The following is an 18,892-nucleotide window of genomic DNA, read 5'->3' as shown; positions in this document are numbered from 1 at the left end:
TCATGTGTCCTTTCGGGTCAGCCCATGGCGTGGCGATAGCCAGCGGAGTAGGCGCCGGTCAGGTGGTGTTCAAGCTGACGCTCAATGTCGCCCAGTAGGGACGAAGCCCCAAAGCGGAAGAGGTCCGGTTGCAGCCAGCGGTCGCCGAGCTCTTCCTTGATGAGCGACAGGTAAATCAGCGCGTCCTTGGCCTTGGATATACCGCCTGCGGGCTTGTACCCGACACGGAAACCGGTGTGTTCATAGTAGTCGCGGATCGCCCGGATCATCACCAGTGTCACGGGCAGGGTCGCGTTCACGCTTTCCTTGCCCGTCGATGTCTTGATGAAATCCGCCCCCGCCATCATGCAGACCAGCGATGCACGGGCGACGTTGCGCAGGCTGCCCAATTCGCCAGTGGCAAGGATCGCTTTGACATGGGCCTCGCCGCAGGCTTCGCGCATCTCGGCCATCTCATCATACAGGGCTTGCCAGTTGCCTTCCAACACGTGGCGGCGCGAGATCACGATGTCGATTTCCTCAGCTCCGGCTGCGACGCTTTCGCGGATTTCCTGAATCCGCAGGTGGAAGGGCGATAGGCCTGCCGGAAAACCGGTGGAGACGGCGGCGACCGGGATGCCCGAGCCCTGCAGAGCAGTAACCGCCGCCGGGATCATCTCGTGATAAACGCAGACCGCGCCCGTGGTCAGGCCCGGCATCCCAAACGCCTCAAGCATCGCGGCCTGTACGGGTTGGCGTGCCTTGGCACACAGCCGATGCACGCGGCGTTCAGTGTCGTCACCGGACAGCGTGGTCAGGTCGATGCAGCTGACCGCCTTTAAAAGCCACGCCGCCTGATGGTCCTTCTTGATCGACCGGCGTCCGGGCAGCGTTGCGCAGCGCCGTTCAATGGCGGACGTGTTGGCCTGCACCCGGGCGACCCAATCCAGATCCAGCTTGGTGCCGGGATTGCGGGGCTCGGTCACCTGCGGCAACTGTGCCGAGGTCGTGGCCGTGGTGGTCGTACTCGTCGTTGTGGTTTGCATCTTCGTGATCCTTTCGGACGGCGACGGAGTCCCGGAGTGGCACGGGCACGCGTCTTTGGCAACCATTGCCGCTGTGTCACCGATCTGCACAAACCCTGCACAAGTGGCCCGACATCTCCTGCACCTGCGCCTGTCACTTATGCCTCAAAGCAATGGACCAAAAGGGACAGGACAATGCAGGCTTTGACGATACCGGGTGTTCCGGTGGCGATGCAACAGGATGGGTGGTGGTTGGATGCGCCGACCGACAAGGAAGATCGCCGCCGGGTGGTGCGCCGCCGCGATGCAGGCAAGGCGGGATTGCTACTGGCGCTTATCGCCTTGGGTGATGTCCTCGTTTGGGGATTTGCGCCGGGGCTGAACCTCGCGCTGTTTGCCGGTGTTGTGTTGTTTGCGGGATTGGGGCTGGCGTGGCCGCAGCTTCGGGCGCGCACGCGCGGCGCCATTGCTGCAGGCGGGGTTTTGAGCCTGTTGCCGATGGTCGAAGTGCTGCAGCCACTTTCGATTCTGATCGCTCTGGTGGGGTTGTCGCTGTGTGCGGCTGCCCTTGCCGGTTTATCGCGTGGTGATCTTCTACGCGGCGCCGCGCGGTTGTGGTGGGTGGCGCCGGTGCAATCTGTGTCTGATGGCGCTAACGGCGCAAAAGCCCTGAGTGACCTGAACCTTACGCGTGTTGATCTGCGCGCTCTGGTGATGGTGTGGTGTGTCCCCGCGGGGACAACTCTGATCTTCGGAGTGCTCATCCTTGCCGCGAACCCGGTGTTGGACCGTTGGGTTGCGGACGCCATGACCTGGAACCTGCCTGAACCTGATCTTTGGCGCGCATGGTTCTGGGTCTGCCTAAGTGCAGCAATCTGGCCCATGCTGGTGACATGGCGGATGCGTGAGCGCTTGCGGGCACGCAAGCTGCAACGGCACACGGTGAAACGCGAAGGGGTGATCAACGCGGAATCCGTGGCCCGGTCGCTTGTCGCCTTCAATGCCCTGTTTGCGGTGCAGACCGGGATGGACGTCTTGTTTCTCTACGGAGATGCGGGGTTGCCGGACGGGATCAGCCCGGCCGCCTACGCCCATCGCGGGGCCTATCCATTGCTTGTCACGGCGCTGCTGGCCGGTCTGTTTGCGGTGCTCGCCCGGCCCTATCTGGCGGGTCGGCCCGTCTTGCGGTGGCTGATGTTGATCTGGCTTGTGCAAACGTTGGCCTTGGTGGTGGCGTCCGTCTGGCGGCTGGATATCTATGTTGACGCTTTCGGACTGACCCGTCTGAGACTGGCGGCCTATGTCTGGATGGGGCTGGTCGCGGCAGGGCTGTGCATCGTGGTTTGGCAAATCTGGCAGGACAGGCATGCGGCATGGATGATGCTGCGCAGCAGCGCGCTAGGGGCGGTCACCTTGTATGCCTGCGCTTTTGTCAGTTTTGATGCGGTGGTGGCGCGACACAACCTGACCCACCATGACGAACCGGACATGATGCTGCTGTGTCGGTTGTCAGAGGACGCGATCCCTTCGTTGCGCCATACCCTTGGACTCAATTGGCGCGCGCACTGCCTTTCGGAATATACCCAACCGCGCTTGTTCCAGCCGGACAATTGGCGCGAATGGGGCTTTCGCAACTGGCGGACGCGCAATAGCCTTGCCGCCATGACGATCGAGATTGCCGTACCATGACCCAGACGCATCTGCTGGTGGTTGATGATGACCCGCACATCCGGTCCGTCCTGCGCATCGCCCTCGGACAGGCAGGCCACAACGTGGATGAGGCCGGTGATGGAGCCGAAGGTTTGGCCAAGGCGCAATCTGGGCGCTATGACCTGATTGTCTTGGACATTGGCTTGCCTGAAATGGATGGGCTGGCCTTGTGCCGCGCTCTGCGCGCGAGTGACCAGACCCCCGTACTTTTCCTGACTGCGCGCGAGGACGAGATTGATCGCGTTCTGGGGTTCGAGCTGGGCGGTGACGACTATGTGACCAAGCCGTTCTCCCCCCGCGAACTTGTGGCCCGGATTTCCGCCATTCTAAAGCGCGCACGTCCTGCGCCGTCGCCATCGTTCGTGCATGGTATCTTGCGTATCGATCCGGCACGTCACCTATGTGAGGTCAGCAACGTGCCCCTGAATTTGACAGCCCGTGAGATGGATATCCTAGCACATCTCATGGACCATCCGGATCAGGTGTCCGCACGGCCCGCGTTGGTTGATGCGGTATACGGCATGGCGCAGGTCAGTGATCGCACGCTCGACAGCCACTTGCGGAACTTGCGGGCCAAACTGGCGGCGGCAGGATGCCCGGACGCTATTGAAACGGTGCACGGGATCGGCATTCGGATGGGCGCATGCGCAGGTTCGTAAAGAAGTGGCGCCCGCCCTTGGCCTTGGTTCTGGGCGGCACATTGGCTGCGGTCCTGACGCTGCCCATCCTTGGCATCGTCAACCTGCGGCTCTGGGGCAACGTGCTGGGCTGGGGGGAGGCTGCGTGGCTGATCGCGTGGATCGCCATCATCGCAACGGCTGTTCTGGGCTTTTTGCTGTGGCGGCTGGTGCTGCGCCCGGTCTGGGCGCTTGATCGATACGCCCAAGATGTACGGAACGGCGGCCAGCCGGACGCCCCGACGCATCTTGGCACGCCTGAGTTCATGGCACTGGCGGGCAGCGTCATGGGGATGGGTGAAAGCCTGCAAAGCCGGGCGGACAGTCTGCAGGCCTATGCCAACCACGTCACACACGAGCTGAAGTCGCCGCTGACCGCAATCCGGGGTGCGGCTGAGTTGTTGGATGCCGGCGCAAGCGGCGCGGATGCCGCAACGCTGAGCAAGACAATCATGGACGCATCAAGCCGCATGCAGGATCTGCTGGATGATCTGGTCCGCCATGCACAGGCTGCGTCCTCAGGCGGTGTGGGATCGGTGTGCTTGTCCGAGGTGGTCGATGGTCTGGCGCTGCCCGTTGAAATCCTGCAAGACGGGATGGTTCCGCTGGTGCGTGAGGACCTGCGCACCATCCTGACCCAACTGGCGGGCAACGCGGCGGACCATGGTGCAACTGTCTTGACGGTGCGCGTTTTGGAAGGCGGGATTGAAGTGGCGGATGACGGGCCGGGGGTCAGCCCAGGCAATCGCGACCGCATCTTTGATCCGTTTTTTACAACGCGACGGGAACAAGGCGGCACGGGCATGGGTTTGAGCATTGTGCGCAGTCTGGTGACGGCACGGGGCGGTCAAATTGCGTTGTCGGATGAGGGCCCGGGAGCCTGTTTTCTGGTCTCTTTCGGATGATCCGCCTCCAAAAACGGAAATGTTATTGCGAGTCATTCTCATTCTATTGACTTCTTGCGAATGACTCTCATATTCATTCACATGAAGCACGCAACCTCTTTCCACCTATCGCGTCGGGCGATGCTCGCAGGATTGGGCGCTATGGCGGCATTGCCGACATATGCCAGCACCGCCCCTCTGAACATCGTCGCGACCACCGGAATGATTGCCGATATGGCACGCACTATTGGCGGCGATTTGGTAAGCGTCAAAGGACTGATGGGTGCAGGTGTTGACCCTCATGCCTACCGTCAGACGCGCAGTGATATCGTGGCTATGACACGGGCTGATGCGGTGCTGTGGCACGGTCTTTATCTCGAAGCGCAAATGGAAGACTTCCTTGCGGATCTGGGGCGGAAACGCCCGGTGCATGCGATTGCCGAAACGCTCGATCCCACCCGCCTTGTCGCGCACGAGGATTACGATGGCCGCTTTGACCCGCATGTGTGGATGGACCCGGACCTTTGGGTGCAATGTGTGCCCGCTGTTGTTGATGCATTGTCTGATCTGCGCCCGGATGCACGCGGCACGTTCGAAGCCAATGCAGAAGCTTTCGTGTCCGAAGCGGGAGCACTTTCGATCTACGCCCGCGAGATGCTTTTGAGCGTCCCGACAGAGCGGCGCGTGCTGCTGACCGCCCATGATGCGTTTGGGTATTTCGGCACCGCCTATGATTTCGAGGTGCTGGGCATTCAAGGAATCTCGACCGAAAGCGAGGCGGGTTTGAACCGTATCGGCGAACTGGTCGATCTGCTTGTGGCCCGGGACTTGCCAGCGGTCTTTGTCGAGACTTCGGTATCGGACCGCAACATAAGGGCGTTGGTCGAAGGCGCTGCGGCGCAGGGCCACGAGGTGCGCATCGGCGGATCGCTTTTCAGTGACGCCATGGGCCCGGACGGCACATATGAAGGGACTTGGCTTGGTATGATCGATCACAACGTGACCACGATCGCACGCGCCTTGGGGGCAAATGCCCCCCCTGGTGGACGGTTGGGCAAATTGAGGGCGGCGGCATGAATCTTGCTCTTGTGACATCGCGTGACACCGACCAGGCTGTGCGAGTGGCCAGCCCGCTGGCCGTGCGGGGCATGACAGTATCTTACGGTCAAACGCCTGCCATATTCTCGGTCGACATGACTGTGCGCGCAGGGGCCATGACGGCTGTTGTCGGGCCAAACGGGGCAGGCAAATCCACGCTGCTAAAGGCAGCGTTGGGTGTGATTGCACCGCTGGCGGGATCCGTGACCGTCTTTGGACAACCGATGGCCGCGATGCGCGACCGGATTGCCTATGTCCCGCAGCGGACGAGTGTGGATTGGGATTTCCCGGTCCGCGTGATCGATGTGGTGATGATGGGCATGTACCGCAAGCTAGGCCTGTTGGGGCGCGTGCGTGGTCAGCACAAGGCGTTGGCGCAGGACTGTCTGGACAGGGTTGGCATGGCCGACTTTGCGCACCGCCAGATCGGGCAATTGTCCGGTGGTCAGCAGCAACGTGTGTTCCTGGCCCGTGCATTGGCGCAAGAGGCGGATATCTACGTGCTGGATGAACCGTTTGCAGGGGTTGATGCGGCGACGGAAAAGGCGATTATCGCGGTTCTTCAAGGGCTTCGCGACGCAGGCAAGACGGTACTGGCCGTGCATCACGATCTGGCGACGGTGCCTGACTATTTCGACGATGTAGTATTGTTGAACACACAGGTCGTCGCCGCTGGCCCCGTGGCAGAGGCATTTACCGAAGCCAACCTGCAAGCCGCCTATGGCGGTCGTTTGACCACGGCGCGGGTCGATCCGGAAAGCGTGGCGGGCTAGGTCATGCTGGCCGATGCGCTGCTCTTGCAGCTGGGCTACAACGCGACGCTTGTGACCCTTGGCGCGGCCCTATTGGGCATTGCAGCTGGGGTCGCTGGCACCTTCCTGTTCCTGCGTAAGCGCGCACTTGTCAGCGACGCAATTTCGCATGCCACTTTGCCCGGCGTTGGTCTTGCTTTTGTCGTCATGGTGGCGATGGGGGGCGAGGGGCGGTCGCTGTTCGGTTTACTGCTTGGTGCAGGTGTATCCGCAGCGCTGGGATTGCTGTGCGTGCAGTGGCTGACGCGTCGAACGCGGCTTGGCGAAGATGCCGCCATTGGCGCTGTACTATCGGTGTTTTTTGGCTTTGGGATCGTCATCCTGACTGTCATCCAGACCATGAACGCGGGCCGTCAGGCAGGGCTTGAGGGGTTCCTGTTGGGCTCGACCGCCGGGATGCTGCGCAGCGATGCAATCCTGCTGGCGGTGTCCGCTGCGCTGGTGCTGGCGCTGGTATTGATCCTGCGGCGGCCCTTGGGGTTGGCGGCCTTTGATCCCGGCTATGCCGAGGCGACGGGTTGGTCGCTGCCGCGCATTGATCTGGCGATGATGGGGATCGTGCTGGTTGTAACGGTCGTGGGCCTCAAGGTGGTTGGGTTGATCCTGATCGTGGCGCTGTTGATCGTGCCTGCGGTGACGGCGCGGTTTTGGACGGAACGGGCGGATCACGTGGTGATCATTGCCGGGGTCGTGGGCGGTGTGTCGGGCTACGTTGGTGCGGCGGCGTCTGCGGTCGCCCCGGCCTTGCCCACGGGGCCGATTGTCGTGCTGGTGGGCTTTGCCATTTTCCTCTTTTCCCTGCTCTATTCCCCGCGCCGTGGGGTGTTGGCATCGGTGCTGACGCATCTGCGCTATCAGCGCCGCGTGCATGTGCGACAGGGGCTGTTGGCGTTGGCAAACGGGCAACCGATTTATGAGGCTTTGACGCGGCGATTGCTGGCCCGTTCGGGCCTGATTTTGCCGGACGGCGTGCCTACGGCTGAGGGGCAGGCGGCGGCGTCGAAGGCGCTGCTGGATGAGACGCGGTGGGCGATTGTGCGGGGGGATCAGGCCTATGCCTTGGCGGCGACGCGGTATGATGGTTTGACGCCGATAGAGACGGTTTTGACGCCTGATCAACTAACCGAAATTGATGGAAAAATTGCGGCCCCGCGGGGGATTGCGTGATGGGGGCGGAGTTTGTTGCCCTGTCCTTGCCACCGATTCTGATCGGGGTGCTGGTGGCGGTGGCGTGCGCGTTGCCGGGGAATTTTTTGCTGTTGCGCGGGCAGGCGCTGATCGGGGACGCGATCAGCCACGTGGTGCTGCCGGGGATCGTCGTCGCGTTCCTGCTGACGGGGCTTGTTGCGACGGGGCCGATGCTGCTGGGCGCGGCAGGGGCTGCGGTGATTGCAGTGGTCGCAATTGAGGCCGTGCGACGTTTGGGCAAGATTGAAGCGGGTGCCGCGATGGGCGTCATTTTTACCGCCATGTTTGCGGGGGGCGTGCTGCTGTTGGAGCAGTCGGATACGTCCTCGGTCCATCTGGACGTTGAGCATGCGCTCTATGGCAATCTGGAAAGCTTGATTTGGCTGGATGCGACCGGCTGGGGGTCATTGCTAGACCCCGTGGCCCTCGCCGGATTGCCGGTTGAGCTACCGCGCATGGCGCTGGCACTGCTTGTTATCGCCGTGTTCGTAGGGCTTTTCTGGCGACCTTTGGCCCTGTCCACCTTTGACGAAGGCTTCGCCCGTGGCCTTGGTATCCGCACCGCGCCGCTGGGTCTGGCGTTGGTCATCATGTCGGCCATAGCAGCCGTCGCCGCCTTTGATGCGGTGGGGTCGATCATCGTTATTGCGATGTTCATCTGCCCGCCCGCAGCGGCGCGGATGATGACGAACCGGCTGGGTCATCAGGTGGCGTGGTCGGTGGTGTTTGCAGTGCTAGCGGCGGTGTCGGGATATGTGCTGGCAGGCTATGGACCGCTGTGGATCGGGGCGCAGGCATCCGTCAGCGCGGCGGGGATGATTGCGACCGTGTCGGGGATCATTCTGGGTCTTGCCGCGGTTGCAGGCCCGCACCGAACGCGCAACGGTTGACGTCACAGTCGGCCACACCCCAAACCTAACTGCCCCGATACGTTGAATAGCCATAGGGCGAGAGCAGGAGCGGCACGTGATAGTGCGCCTCTTCGTCCGTAATGCCAAAGCGGATCGGGACTTGATCAAGGAACTTGACCTCGTCCGTCATCAGCCCGTGTACGTCCAGATAGTCGCCGCAGAAGAAAATCAGTTCATACTGCCCCTGCTTCATCTTGCCTTGCGGCAGGATAGGCGCGTCGGTGCGGCCATCGGCGTTTGTTTCAGCCTCGGCGATCTTTTTATGGCTGTTGCCCGACACGCGGTAGAGCGCGATCTTGATGCCCGGCGCGGGTACCCCGCGGGCCGTGTCGAGGACGTGTGTGGTAAGGTATCCGGCTGCCATTGCATCCCGCCTTGTTTGGTCGCAGATTGGCGACATCTCACCTTGATTGTCTGGGGAAGTCCATGGCCGAGTTGCCGCCGCGCTATCCGCGCGATTTTCATGGCCATGGGGCCGATAGACCTGATGCAGCCTGGCCGGGTGGCGCGCGCATCGCCGTGTCCTTTGTTTTGAACTACGAAGAGGGCGGCGAGAATTGCCTGCTGCATGGCGATGCCGCATCCGAGGCATTTCTGTCAGAGATTGTCGGTGCCGCGGCGTGGCCCGGGCAGCGGCATTGGAACATGGAATCGATTTACGATTACGGCGCGCGCGCCGGGTTCTGGCGGTTGCATCGCCTGTTTACCAAAGCCCGCGTGCCGGTGACCGTGTATGGCGTGGCAACGGCGTTGGCTCGGTCGCCTGCGCAGGTCGAGGCGATGCAGGCGGCCGATTGGGAGATCGCCTCGCACGGCTTGAAGTGGATTGACTACAAGGATCATACCGAGGCGGAGGAGGCTGCTGATATGGATGCAGCGATCGCCCTTCATACCGAGGTCACGGGAAACGCTCCGCGCGGGTGGTACACTGGGCGGTGTTCGGTGAATACAGTCGCCTTAGCTGCCGCGCGTGGGTTCGACTGGATCAGCGACACCTATGACGATGATCTGCCCTATTGGGCGCGCATCGGGGACCGAGATCAGCTGATCCTGCCCTATACGCTTGATTGCAACGACATGCGCTTTGCCACGCCGCAGGGGTTCAATTCGGGCGATCAATTCTTTGCCTATTTGCGGGATACGTTTGATGCGCTCTATGCTGAAGGGGCGGCGGGGCGGCCTGCCATGATGTCCGTGGGCCTGCACTGTCGGTTGATCGGGCGACCCGGTCGGGTGCAGGCGTTGCGCCGTTTCATTGACTACGTGCAGGAGCATGAGGGTGTGTGGTGCGCGCGACGGCAAGACATTGCAGCGCATTGGGCAGAGGCGCATCCGCCGGTGCCCGCACGCGGCTGGCACCTGCTGGACCGCGATGCGTTTGTTGCGCGGTTTGGCGGTATCTTTGAGCATTCGCCGTGGATTGCAGAGAGCGCTTGGGCGCTGGAATTGGGGCCTGCACATGACTGTGCTTTGGGCGTGCATAGTGCGCTGTGCCGGGTGTTTCGGGCGGCTTCGGAGGACAAGCGGCTGGATGTTTTGCGCGCCCATCCGGATCTGGCGGGCAAATTGGCGGCGGCCAAGCGGTTGACAGCAGACAGTACCGAAGAACAGGCGAGTGCGGGGTTGGACGCGTTGACGGACGCAGAGCGCGCAGCATTCGAGCGGATGAATGCGGACTATACCGCCAAGCATGGGTTTCCCTTCATCATCGCGGTGAAGGACCACGACAAGGCTGGCATTCTGCGTGCCTTTGAACGGCGCATTGGCCATGAAACGGAGACTGAGATGGCGGAGGCGTGCCGTCAGGTCGAACGCATCGCGCGGTTGCGCTTGGAGGCGATGGAATGAGTTATGCCTTCCCCCCCGGCGGGTTGCCCAGTCAGAACGAACACCCCGAAAGCACTGCGGTGTTTACCGAAAGCTACGCGGTTATTCCCGCCTCTGTGCAGCGCGATATCGTGACGTCTTTCCTGCCCGGATGGGATGGAACGCGGGCGTGGATATTGGCCCGGCCCATGAGCGGATTTGCAGAGAGTTTCGCGCAATACGCGGTCGAGTTGGCGCCTGAAGGCGGCAGCAATGATCCAGAACCGGATGTGGACGCCCAAGCCGTGCTGTTCGTGGCGCATGGCACCGCGCACCTTACACTGGGGGCGGACCTGCATGTGCTGCGGGCAGGCAGCTTTGCCTATATTCCGCCGGGTGCACGGTGGACGCTTTGGAACCGGTCCGAACGGATGTGTGGCGTGCATTGGATACGCAAAAAATATGTTCCCGGGTTGGGCCTGAGCCTGCCGGATGCTGTGGTGACGCATGATCAGGATGTGCCGCCCGCACCGATGCCGGATTGCGGGAACCTGTGGGCGACGCAGCGGTTTCTGGACCCGCTCGACATGCGATACGACTGCCATGTGAATGTCGTGAACTTCCAGCCCGGCGGGCGCATCCCCTTTGCCGAGACGCATGTGATGGAACATGGGCTTTATGTGCTGGAAGGGACGGCGGAGTATCTGCTGAACAAGGATTGGGTAAGCGTGGGGCCGGGCGACTTCATGTGGCTGCGTGCGTTCTGTCCGCAGGCGTGCATTGCCACCGGCGATGGCCCGTTTCGCTATCTGCTCTACAAGGACGTGAACCGGCATGTCCCGCTTTGAGATCACTGCGCAGCCTTTGACGCAGGACGCATTCGCACCCTTTGGTGATGTACTGGAATGCGCGGGCAATCCAGACAAGATCATCAATGCAGGCATGTGCGGGCGCTATCACGACCGGGCGCAGCTGGATTTTGGCGATGCGCGGGGTGGTATCAGCCTCTTTCAAGCGCAGCCACGCGCATTGCCCTACACGCTCGATCTGTTGGAGCGGCACCCGGAAGGATCGCAAGCCTTTATTCCGATGTCGGAGCATGGGTTCCTCGTAACTGTGGCCCCGGATGAGGACGGGAGACCGGGCGTGCCGCTGGCCTTTCTGACCGCGCCGGGACAGGGCATCAACTTGCATCGCGGTGTATGGCATGGGGTGCTGACGCCGCTGCATCTGCCCGGTTTATTTGCAGTTGTCGACCGGATCGGGGAAACCCCAAATCTCGAAGAGTTTTTTCTTGATCGCCCATATGTAGTGGTTCCATAGTCCGCGCGAGCTGCGACAAGACAGCTTGGGAACAGGGATACTCAGAATGACAGACATGACCTCGGGCACGTTTTCGGACCCGGATATCACCCCACCTTTGCATCAGGCCGTACCACTGGGCGTGCAGCACGTTCTGGCGATGTTCGCCTCGAATGTGACGCCGTCGATCATCGTTGCTGGGGCCGCGGGCCTTGCCTTTGGCGGAGCGGAGCAGGTGTACCTGATCCAGATGGCGATGCTGTTTGCAGGCATTGCGACACTGTTCCAGACGGTGGGCCTTGGTCCGGTGGGCGCGCGCTTGCCGATCATGCAAGGCACGAGTTTTGCCTTTGTGGGTGTGCTGGCCGGTGTGGCGGCGACCCAAGGGCTGGGTGTGGCGCTGACCGCCTGCCTGATTGCCGGTGTGATCCATTTCGCTCTGGGGTCGGTCATTCAGCATTTGCGCTGGCTGTTTCCCCCGCTTGTCACGGGCCTCGTGATCCTGGCCATTGGTCTGTATCTGATCCCTGTTGCGATCAAATACGCCGCCGGTGGCGCAGCGACCTTCCAGATGGAGGCGGAAAGCTTTGGATCGCTGATGCACTGGTCCGTGGCGTTGAGCGTGGTGATCGTGGCGCTGGTGTTGAAGTTCTTCACCAAGGGGCTGCTGAGCAATGCGGCCATTCTCGTCGGGCTGCTGGTTGGCTATGTGTTGGCATTTGCATTCGGGATGGTGAATTTCGGCGCTGTGGCCAATGCGTCGTGGTTGATGGTGCCCGCACCGCTGCCTTACGGCTTCGAATTTTCGCTGGGCGCGGTGATTGCTGTCACGCTTGTCAGCGTTGTGTCAGCCATTGAGACGGTCGGTGACGCGTCTGCCACCACAAAGGCGGGCGCTGGGCGCGAGGCCACCGACCGGGAAATTGCTGGGGCCACTTACGCCGATGGCGCGGGTACGGCTGTGGCGGCTGTCTTTGGCGGGTTGCCCAACACATCCTTCAGCCAGAATGTCGGCATCGTGGGCATGACCGGGATCATGTCCCGCCATGTTGTGACCATAGGGGCGCTTGTCCTGATCATTTGCGGCCTGATCCCAAAGATCGGCGCCGTGATCGCTTCCATGCCGTTGCCTGTGTTGGGCGGCGGTGTGATCGTGATGTTCGGGATGGTGGCCGCTGCCGGTCTGAACGTGCTGACCGAGGTCAGGATGAACCGCCGCAACATGGTGATCATCGCGGTGTCTCTTGCGGCGGGTCTGGGTCTGAACCTTGTGCCAAGCGCGGTCCAATATCTGCCCGGTGTGGTGAAAACACTAATGACCAGTGCCGTCGCCCCCACCGCGCTTGTGGCGATTGTGCTGAACCTGGTGCTGCCTGAAGAAGTCTGATCCTTCGGGACCTATGTGGCATTGAAAGAAGCAGGGCGCTTGCTCTGCTTCTTTTTTTGTGGCCCGGTGAGGGCAACCGAGGGAGGCCATGATGAAAGACGACAATTTCCTGCGCGCCAACAACGCCCGCCATATGTGGCACCCGATGGGTCATCCGGGCGAGGCGATGGCCCATGCGCCAACCATTATTACCGGGGCCGAGGGGTCGGTGATCGAGGATATTGACGGACACAAGACCGTGGATGCGGTGGGTGGTTTGTGGTGTGTGAACCTGGGCTATTCCAACAACGCAGTGAAAGACGCGATTGCCAAGCAGCTCTATGATCTGCCCTATTACTCCGCCTTCTTCGGCACCTCGAACCCGACGGCGATTGAGGCGTCTTATGCCGTGCGCTCGTTCTTTGAGGCTGATGGGATGGCGCGGGTGTTCTTTACCTCCGGGGGCTCGGATTCGGTCGAAACGTGTTTGCGTCTTGCCCGGCAGTATCACCGCATCAAGGGCGAACCGGGACGGAGCAAGTTCCTGTCGCTGAAGAAAGGCTATCACGGAACGCATTTCGGCGGGGCGTCGGTCAACGGCAACAATCGTGTTCGCATCGCCTATGAGCCGCTGATGCCCGGCTGTTTCCATCTGCCGTCGCCCTATCCTTATCGCAATCCGTTTCACGAAACGGACCCGGCTGTGTTGGCTCAGAACATCGCCGCCGCGATGGAGGATGAGATCCAGTTCCAAGGGCCGGGCAGCATTGCCGCCTTCATCATGGAGCCGATCCAGGGTGCGGGCGGTGTCATCGTCCCGCACGAGACATTCATGCCGCTGATGCGCGAGATTTGTGACCGGCACGGCATTCTGATGATTGCTGACGAGGTGATCACCGGGTTTGGCCGAACGGGCGATTGGTCAGGGTCGCGGCATTGGGGCGTGCAGCCGGATATGATGAGCTGTGCCAAGGGCATCACCTCGGGCTATTTCCCGGTTGGTGCTGCGCTGATGAGCGAGGCAGTGGCTGAAGTATTTGAACACGCGGATGCCGATGGCGCGATTTTCCACGGCTACACCTATTCGGCGCATCCTGTGGGGGCGGCTGCGGTGACGGCCTGTCTGGAGGAAACCTTGCGACTGGACACCCGCGCGAATGCGGGGCCGCGGGGTGCACAGCTTTATGACGGCTGTGTCTCCCTGATGGAAAAGCACAGCGTTGTCGGTGACGTGCGCGGCGGACACGGGTTGATGACCGGAGTTGAGTTGGTAGCGGACCGGGGCACCAAGGCCCCTTTGGACGCGGAAACCACCAAGCGCATCCACAAGGCCACGTATGAGGCGGGCGCCATGGTGCGCATCGGGGGCAACAACATCATGATGTCACCGCCGCTTGTGGTGACGGAGGACGAGATTGCGCAGGTGTTGTCAGCGTTGGATGCGGGGTTGGGTGCGGTTTGAGTGGCGGCGTGTTTTGGTTGTCGGTAGCGGGGGAAGGTCTGCTGTCGAGCCCACAGTGACCAATGCTGCAGTCAACGCGAATGTCCGTATTCCTTAACCACGCTTGGCCGCGAAGCTCAGCAAAGCCATTTGGATATCGTGAGATTTGGCTTCCGTCGAGCCAACGCCATAGAACGGTGCGATTCTGGGCCACATAACGACAATTTCCCCAAATACCGTTCACAAAACGGTAGGGCTAAAATGAAATATCTTTGCATCCTTGCTCTCCTTATATTTGGCAGTATCACCCATGCTGAGGATGATATGCTCTTCAATGCATGGCCGGAATTGAACGACGTGAATGCCCGGACTCTGTCACCAGCGCAGTTCGCCAAACTTGCAAAGCAATCGAGAACACGTCGCGAGGCGCGAGATGCCAAGCTGACGGAACTGGCCATGGACGCCTTGCGGCTCGTAGAGGTGCAGGTTTTGGTTCGTGAAGCGGACGACGATTTCACGCCAGCCGTCCGCCCAAAAGCGCGGGCGCATCGCCTCGCCTGTCTGGATGGCGATGGGCGGCGCTGTCTGGAACTGGCCGAACTTTATCGCCTTGGGATTGGTACCTGGATAGACAGGGATCTGGCGACCGCGATGTTCGAACTTGGCTGCTATCGGGGCGTGATGGAAGGGTGCCACAAGATCGACCCTTTATTCGGGCCGTTCCGGCTCGACGTCGACGACGCCAGAGCAGCCCTTGTTCCGGTTCTTGTTTCAGCATGCGACTTGGGCGACGGCATCGCTTGTGACGCTTTGGCGGACCGCGCCGAGAAGCTATACATGCGACACTCAGACCCGCGCGCCCTGAAAGAGATGCGGGACCTGAAGTCCCGATCCCGGCGGCTGAGCCGAGCGGCTTGCGCAAGCGGTGACGGGGCGAATTGTCATGCGACTTACCTGTTTGCGTTGAGTGACAATTATTCCTTGGCGACTGGTCTTGCCCGGGATGAAGAGACACAACCACCGGATTGGGATGACGTCGTCCGTAACCTTGAAACAGGGTGCGACCAATTTCATGCGGATAGCTGCGCATCTCTGGCGTCTGTCCTTAAGGAAGGCAAATTCGTCACAGCAGATGTGGAAAGGGCACGTGTTTACAAAGAGCGTGCGTGCAACCTTGGTAAAGCGTGGGCGTGTCGAAATACGGGTCGCGCGTCAGAGGTGTCTCAAGCACCCGTGGTTTGTGGCTCTGGCAGTCCGGAGGCGTGTCTGGAAACACTTCCGAACCCCCACCGTGACCTCGCGACAAGTTGGAATGACGCCCGTGCAAGAATGGCCGAAAATCGTGCCGGAGGTTCGGTGTTCGAGGCACTCGTAAAACCTGAGTACTTTCTTTTTCCCCCGGAGACGCACGGAGCCGTCCGCAGAACAGCGCGTGCCTGTGCAAGTGGTCAGAATGCAGCCTGTGCGACATTGGCCGGGTTCTACGACGACCGCGCCGGGCGTGGGTTCGACTGGGGCCATTTCGACGGTATCGGCGACCGCGAGACGCGCGGGGCGATCTTTGAAGGTCTGTGCGCCACAGGGTATTTCCCGGCCTGCACACATTTCGGAGACATGCATTCCGGACGTGGATCGCGAAGTCGCCCCGACCTGTTTCTGCCCGCATGGCAGCGCGGTTGCGACAACGGCGAAGGTGCAAGCTGCGACAGGCTTGGGATGGAGTTCGAGCTTGGAAGGAATGTTGGGACGGACGAGCATGAAGCCATCAAGTTGTTTCGACGCGCCTGTGACTTGGGGGAAGTTTCCGGATGCCGTCATTTGGCGGGGTACACAGACGGTGATGCAGAAATCTACGCCGCAGCGAACTTGCGTGCGTGTCTCGAAGATGGATCTGGCTGCTCTATTCTGGCTCAGGAGTATGACCAAGGGAGCGACGGTTTCCGGCGTGACAGGAGTTTGGCCAATCGCATCCGCAAATTTCCCTGCGATCTAGGTGCTTACGAGTACTGCAACTGAACTATAGATATTTTGCCAATGCTGATATTGGTATCGCTATCGACAAGTACGCTTTGTCCTCATAGCGGCCAGCAAAATAATTCGGCAACCCGTTCGCACGCTCACCGCGTGCAGACCCCAACACACACGCAACGTACCCACCCACCCGTCTGTGACAAAACGCGCATGTGCACCCTGTCGCACCCCCGCTGACCCGGGTCATGCGGGGTCTATATCTGACCCAAGACACGACAACGTAACCGTTTTTCTTAAGCGGAGGCCTTTATGGACACCCTCATGCTGTCCCGTATTCAATTCGGGGCCAATATCTCGTTTCACATCCTGTTCCCGACGATCACGATCGCCTTGGGCTGGGTGCTGCTGTTCTTCAAACTGCGCTTCAATGCGACCGGCAATGTGCGCTGGATGGATGCCTACCGCTTCTGGGTGAAGGTGTTCGCCCTCAGCTTTGCAATGGGCGTGGTTTCGGGCATCACCATGTCCTTCCAGTTCGGGACCAACTGGCCCGGTTTCATGGAGACCGTGGGCAACATCGCGGGGCCGCTGCTGGCCTATGAGATCATGACGGCCTTCTTCCTGGAGGCGGTGTTCCTTGGCATCATGCTGTTCGGGTTTTCCCGCGTTCCCAGTTGGTTGCACACGTTGGCCACCTTCCTCGTGGCCTTTGGGACAACCATGTCCGCTTTCTGGATCATCGTTCTGAACAGCTGGATGCACACGCCACAGGGGTTCGAGATGCGCGAAGGCGTGGCCTTTGCCACCAGCTGGTTCGACATCATCTTCAACCCGTCTATGCCCTACCGCTTTATCCACATGATGCTGGCATCGGGGCTTACAGTGGCCTTCCTGATCGCGGGCTTCAGCGCCTTCCGCTGGCTTTTGGGGGATCGCAGCCAGGGCGTGCGTGTGACGCTGAAAACCGGTGTGTTCATGGGTGCGATGCTGATCCCGGTGCAGATCTTCATGGGTGACCTGCACGGCCTCAATACGCTTGAATACCAGCCGCAGAAGGTCGCCGCGATGGAGGGCAATTGGGAGACGCAATCAAACGTCCCTCTGCTGCTGTTCGCCATTCCTGATGAAGAGGCGCGGACCAATCACTTTGAGGTCGGCATTCCCAACATGGCCTCTGTCATCCTCAAGCACAAAGCGGATGGGGTTGTGCCGGGTCTGAACGACTTTGTCACCGAAGATGGCGAGGTGCTGCACCCGCCTGTGGCCCCCGTGTTCTGGTCCTTCCGCATCATGGTGGGCACCGGGTTCGCCATGCTGTTCCTGAGCTGGGCGGGCGCGTTCCTGATGCTGCGCAAAAGACGCGGCCCCGAAGGCATTCCGACATTCATGTACTACGCAATGGTGCCGATGGCTTTTTCGGGCTGGGTGGCGACGCTGGCCGGGTGGTACACGACCGAGATCGGGCGTCAGCCATGGCTGGTGCAGGGCGTGCTGACCACCAAACAGGCGGTGGCGGATGTGCCTGCACCCTTTGTGGGCACCACATTGGGCGCGTATCTGGCGATCTATGCCCTACTCTTGTCGGCCTATATCGGCGTGCTGTTCTTCCTCGCCCGCAAGGCGGTGGACGGTGACGTGCCGCGGCCCCGGACACCCCTGTCCGGCCAAGCCATCGCACGTGAAGTTCCGGCGGAGTAAAGCGCATGGAGATGTTTGGCGATCCGGCACAATGGCTGCCGTTCACCTTCGCAGGCCTGATGGGCGTGTCGATCCTCGTTTACGTGGTCCTCGACGGCTTCGATCTGGGCGTGGGGGTCTTGTTCCCCTTCGCCACAGATGGTGAAAAGGACATGATGGTGGCCTCCATCGGTCCGTTCTGGGACGCGAACGAGACGTGGTTGGTTCTGGCCATCGGGCTGTTGCTGGTGGCGTTCCCCACCGCCCATGGCACGATCCTGACAGCGCTGTACCTGCCCGTGGCGATCATGCTGATCGGTCTGATCCTGCGCGGTGTTGCGTTTGAGTTTCGGGTCAAAGCACCTACACCGCACAAGGCCACATGGAATTGGCTGTTCTTCATCGGGTCGCTGATGACGTCGCTGAGCCAGGGGTTCATGCTTGGCAAATACGTCATGGGCCTTGAAAGCACTTTGGGCACGTGGGCCTTTGCGATGATCACCGCCGTGTTCCTGACGGTTGCCTATTCGATGATCGGCGCGTGTTGGTTGATCCTGAAAACCGAAGAGCAGCTGCAGTTTAAGGCGGTCACATGGGCGAAGGGTGGTATCTGGGGCCTTGTCCTTGGGCTTGGCGCTGTATCGCTGGCCACACCGCTGGTCAGCCCGCGTATCTTTGACAAATGGTTCGCGGTGCCGGAAATCTTCATACTGGCACCGCTGCCGATCCTGTCGGGGATCATGGTCCTCCTGCTGTGGCGATCACTGCGACGCTTGCCGAACCCGACGGATGCCGGGGCCAAGTCACCCTTCGCCTACGCGATTGCACTGTTCATCTTGGCGTTTGGCGGTTTGGCCTATTCCTTTTACCCCTACGTCGTGCCGGAAAAGCTGACGATCTACGAAGCAGCCAGTGCGCCTGAAAGCCTCATGATCATCCTCGTGGGCGCGATCGTGGTGATCCCGATGATCGGCGGCTACACGGCACTCGCCTATTGGGTGTTCAAGGGCAAGGCTGCAGAATTGCGCTACGACTAGGGCATCTT

At 60.9% G+C, this 18,892-nt stretch carries 17 protein-coding genes; 15 read left to right on the top strand and 2 right to left on the bottom strand.

Translation table 11 applies throughout. The features are described from left to right. Positions 1 to 17: 17 nt before the first annotated feature. Positions 18 to 1,025 (bottom strand): deoxyribose-phosphate aldolase, encoded by a 1,008-nt coding sequence (deoC, locus tag Q1A32_RS04680; RefSeq protein ID WP_299650192.1) that lies wholly within the window; start codon positions 1,023 to 1,025, stop codon positions 18 to 20. A 174-nt stretch (positions 1,026 to 1,199) separates the two neighbouring features. Between deoC and Q1A32_RS04675 the strand changes: the two genes are divergently transcribed. From Q1A32_RS04675 to Q1A32_RS04645, 7 genes are all read left to right on the top strand, one after another. Further along, positions 1,200 to 2,693 (top strand): DUF4153 domain-containing protein, encoded by a 1,494-nt coding sequence (locus Q1A32_RS04675; protein WP_299650189.1) that lies wholly within the window; start codon positions 1,200 to 1,202, stop codon positions 2,691 to 2,693. After that, positions 2,690 to 3,373, top strand: coding sequence for a response regulator transcription factor (locus Q1A32_RS04670; protein ID WP_299650186.1), 684 nt, complete (start codon positions 2,690 to 2,692; stop codon positions 3,371 to 3,373). Before Q1A32_RS04675 ends, Q1A32_RS04670 begins: the two co-directional genes overlap by 4 nt. Beyond that, the gene (locus Q1A32_RS04665) at positions 3,358 to 4,296 is read left to right on the top strand and encodes a HAMP domain-containing sensor histidine kinase (protein ID WP_299650183.1); all 939 of its coding nucleotides are present in this window, start codon (positions 3,358 to 3,360) and stop codon (positions 4,294 to 4,296) included. The genes Q1A32_RS04670 and Q1A32_RS04665 overlap by 16 nt, the downstream gene beginning before the upstream one ends. Positions 4,297 to 4,437: 141 nt before the next feature. Then, positions 4,438 to 5,352, top strand: a complete 915-nt coding sequence (locus Q1A32_RS04660) for a metal ABC transporter solute-binding protein, Zn/Mn family (protein ID WP_366141203.1) — start codon at positions 4,438 to 4,440, stop codon at positions 5,350 to 5,352. Continuing rightward, a complete protein-coding gene (locus tag Q1A32_RS04655; RefSeq protein WP_299650180.1) occupies positions 5,349 to 6,146 on the top strand; it encodes a metal ABC transporter ATP-binding protein in 798 nt (265 codons plus the stop codon). Before Q1A32_RS04660 ends, Q1A32_RS04655 begins: the two co-directional genes overlap by 4 nt. A gap of 3 nt (positions 6,147 to 6,149) precedes the next feature. Next, complete coding sequence (locus Q1A32_RS04650; RefSeq protein ID WP_299650177.1) at positions 6,150 to 7,352, top strand: metal ABC transporter permease; 1,203 nt, start codon at positions 6,150 to 6,152, stop codon at positions 7,350 to 7,352. Beyond that, complete coding sequence (locus Q1A32_RS04645; protein WP_299650173.1) at positions 7,349 to 8,263, top strand: metal ABC transporter permease; 915 nt, start codon at positions 7,349 to 7,351, stop codon at positions 8,261 to 8,263. Before Q1A32_RS04650 ends, Q1A32_RS04645 begins: the two co-directional genes overlap by 4 nt. Positions 8,264 to 8,288: 25 nt before the next feature. Here the strand turns inward: Q1A32_RS04645 and uraH are convergent, their stop codons facing one another. After that, a complete protein-coding gene (gene uraH / locus Q1A32_RS04640) occupies positions 8,289 to 8,648 on the bottom strand; it encodes a hydroxyisourate hydrolase (protein ID WP_299650170.1) in 360 nt (119 codons plus the stop codon). 62 nt (positions 8,649 to 8,710) lie between these two features. On the opposite strand from uraH, the gene puuE reads away from it, so the two are divergent. The 8 genes from puuE to Q1A32_RS04600 all read left to right on the top strand — a co-directional run bounded on the left by puuE (position 8,711) and on the right by Q1A32_RS04600 (position 18,884). Beyond that, positions 8,711 to 10,132, top strand: coding sequence for an allantoinase PuuE (gene puuE, locus Q1A32_RS04635; RefSeq protein ID WP_299650167.1), 1,422 nt, complete (start codon positions 8,711 to 8,713; stop codon positions 10,130 to 10,132). Next, positions 10,129 to 10,938: a bifunctional allantoicase/(S)-ureidoglycine aminohydrolase gene (locus tag Q1A32_RS04630; protein ID WP_299650164.1), complete on the top strand. Its 810-nt coding sequence runs from the start codon at positions 10,129 to 10,131 to the stop codon at positions 10,936 to 10,938. The genes puuE and Q1A32_RS04630 overlap by 4 nt, the downstream gene beginning before the upstream one ends. Beyond that, positions 10,925 to 11,413 carry an ureidoglycolate lyase gene (locus tag Q1A32_RS04625; RefSeq protein ID WP_299650161.1) on the top strand — a complete coding sequence of 163 codons (489 nt, stop codon included), beginning with the start codon at positions 10,925 to 10,927 and terminating at the stop codon, positions 11,411 to 11,413. The genes Q1A32_RS04630 and Q1A32_RS04625 overlap by 14 nt, the downstream gene beginning before the upstream one ends. 46 nt (positions 11,414 to 11,459) lie before the next feature. Then, on the top strand, positions 11,460 to 12,779 hold the full coding sequence (locus tag Q1A32_RS04620) for a uracil-xanthine permease family protein (protein WP_299609048.1): 1,320 nt from the start codon (positions 11,460 to 11,462) through the stop codon (positions 12,777 to 12,779). Positions 12,780 to 12,870: 91 nt separating this feature from the next. Next, positions 12,871 to 14,220, top strand: a complete 1,350-nt coding sequence (locus tag Q1A32_RS04615; RefSeq protein WP_299650159.1) for an aminotransferase class III-fold pyridoxal phosphate-dependent enzyme — start codon at positions 12,871 to 12,873, stop codon at positions 14,218 to 14,220. 240 nt (positions 14,221 to 14,460) lie between these two features. Beyond that, entirely contained in the window at positions 14,461 to 16,215 is a 1,755-nt protein-coding gene (locus tag Q1A32_RS04610) for a hypothetical protein (protein WP_299650156.1), read from the top strand. 264 nt (positions 16,216 to 16,479) lie between these two features. Then, a complete protein-coding gene (locus tag Q1A32_RS04605) occupies positions 16,480 to 17,868 on the top strand; it encodes a cytochrome ubiquinol oxidase subunit I (RefSeq protein ID WP_299650153.1) in 1,389 nt (462 codons plus the stop codon). 5 nt (positions 17,869 to 17,873) lie between these two features. Beyond that, positions 17,874 to 18,884 (top strand): cytochrome d ubiquinol oxidase subunit II, encoded by a 1,011-nt coding sequence (locus tag Q1A32_RS04600; RefSeq protein ID WP_299650150.1) that lies wholly within the window; start codon positions 17,874 to 17,876, stop codon positions 18,882 to 18,884. Positions 18,885 to 18,892: the final 8 nt, after the last annotated feature.

Origin of the sequence: uncultured Tateyamaria sp. (assembly GCF_947503415.1) — a bacterium.
Taxonomy (GTDB): Bacteria; Pseudomonadota; Alphaproteobacteria; order Rhodobacterales; family Rhodobacteraceae; genus Tateyamaria.
Note: the sequence above shows the minus strand (reverse complement) of the source record. Positions and strands in the feature narration are given on the sequence as shown.

Excerpts from the sequence above, each read along its gene's own strand:
- Q1A32_RS04630 (WP_299650164.1), top strand. The coding sequence starts at position 10,129 with ATGAGTTATGCCTTCCCCCCCGGCGGGTTGCCCAGTCAGAACGAACAC.
- Q1A32_RS04615 (WP_299650159.1), top strand. The coding sequence starts at position 12,871 with ATGAAAGACGACAATTTCCTGCGCGCCAACAACGCCCGCCATATGTGG.
- Q1A32_RS04600 (WP_299650150.1), top strand. The coding sequence starts at position 17,874 with ATGGAGATGTTTGGCGATCCGGCACAATGGCTGCCGTTCACCTTCGCA.
- Q1A32_RS04655 (WP_299650180.1), top strand. The coding sequence starts at position 5,349 with ATGAATCTTGCTCTTGTGACATCGCGTGACACCGACCAGGCTGTGCGA.
- Q1A32_RS04620 (WP_299609048.1), top strand. The coding sequence starts at position 11,460 with ATGACAGACATGACCTCGGGCACGTTTTCGGACCCGGATATCACCCCA.
- Q1A32_RS04650 (WP_299650177.1), top strand. The coding sequence starts at position 6,150 with ATGCTGGCCGATGCGCTGCTCTTGCAGCTGGGCTACAACGCGACGCTT.
- Q1A32_RS04665 (WP_299650183.1), top strand. The coding sequence starts at position 3,358 with ATGCGCAGGTTCGTAAAGAAGTGGCGCCCGCCCTTGGCCTTGGTTCTG.
- deoC (WP_299650192.1), bottom strand. The coding sequence starts at position 1,025 with ATGCAAACCACAACGACGAGTACGACCACCACGGCCACGACCTCGGCA.
- Q1A32_RS04605 (WP_299650153.1), top strand. The coding sequence starts at position 16,480 with ATGGACACCCTCATGCTGTCCCGTATTCAATTCGGGGCCAATATCTCG.
- Q1A32_RS04675 (WP_299650189.1), top strand. The coding sequence starts at position 1,200 with ATGCAGGCTTTGACGATACCGGGTGTTCCGGTGGCGATGCAACAGGAT.
- Q1A32_RS04610 (WP_299650156.1), top strand. The coding sequence starts at position 14,461 with ATGAAATATCTTTGCATCCTTGCTCTCCTTATATTTGGCAGTATCACC.
- uraH (WP_299650170.1), bottom strand. The coding sequence starts at position 8,648 with ATGGCAGCCGGATACCTTACCACACACGTCCTCGACACGGCCCGCGGG.
- Q1A32_RS04660 (WP_366141203.1), top strand. The coding sequence starts at position 4,438 with ATGGCGGCATTGCCGACATATGCCAGCACCGCCCCTCTGAACATCGTC.
- puuE (WP_299650167.1), top strand. The coding sequence starts at position 8,711 with ATGGCCGAGTTGCCGCCGCGCTATCCGCGCGATTTTCATGGCCATGGG.
- Q1A32_RS04670 (WP_299650186.1), top strand. The coding sequence starts at position 2,690 with ATGACCCAGACGCATCTGCTGGTGGTTGATGATGACCCGCACATCCGG.
- Q1A32_RS04625 (WP_299650161.1), top strand. The coding sequence starts at position 10,925 with ATGTCCCGCTTTGAGATCACTGCGCAGCCTTTGACGCAGGACGCATTC.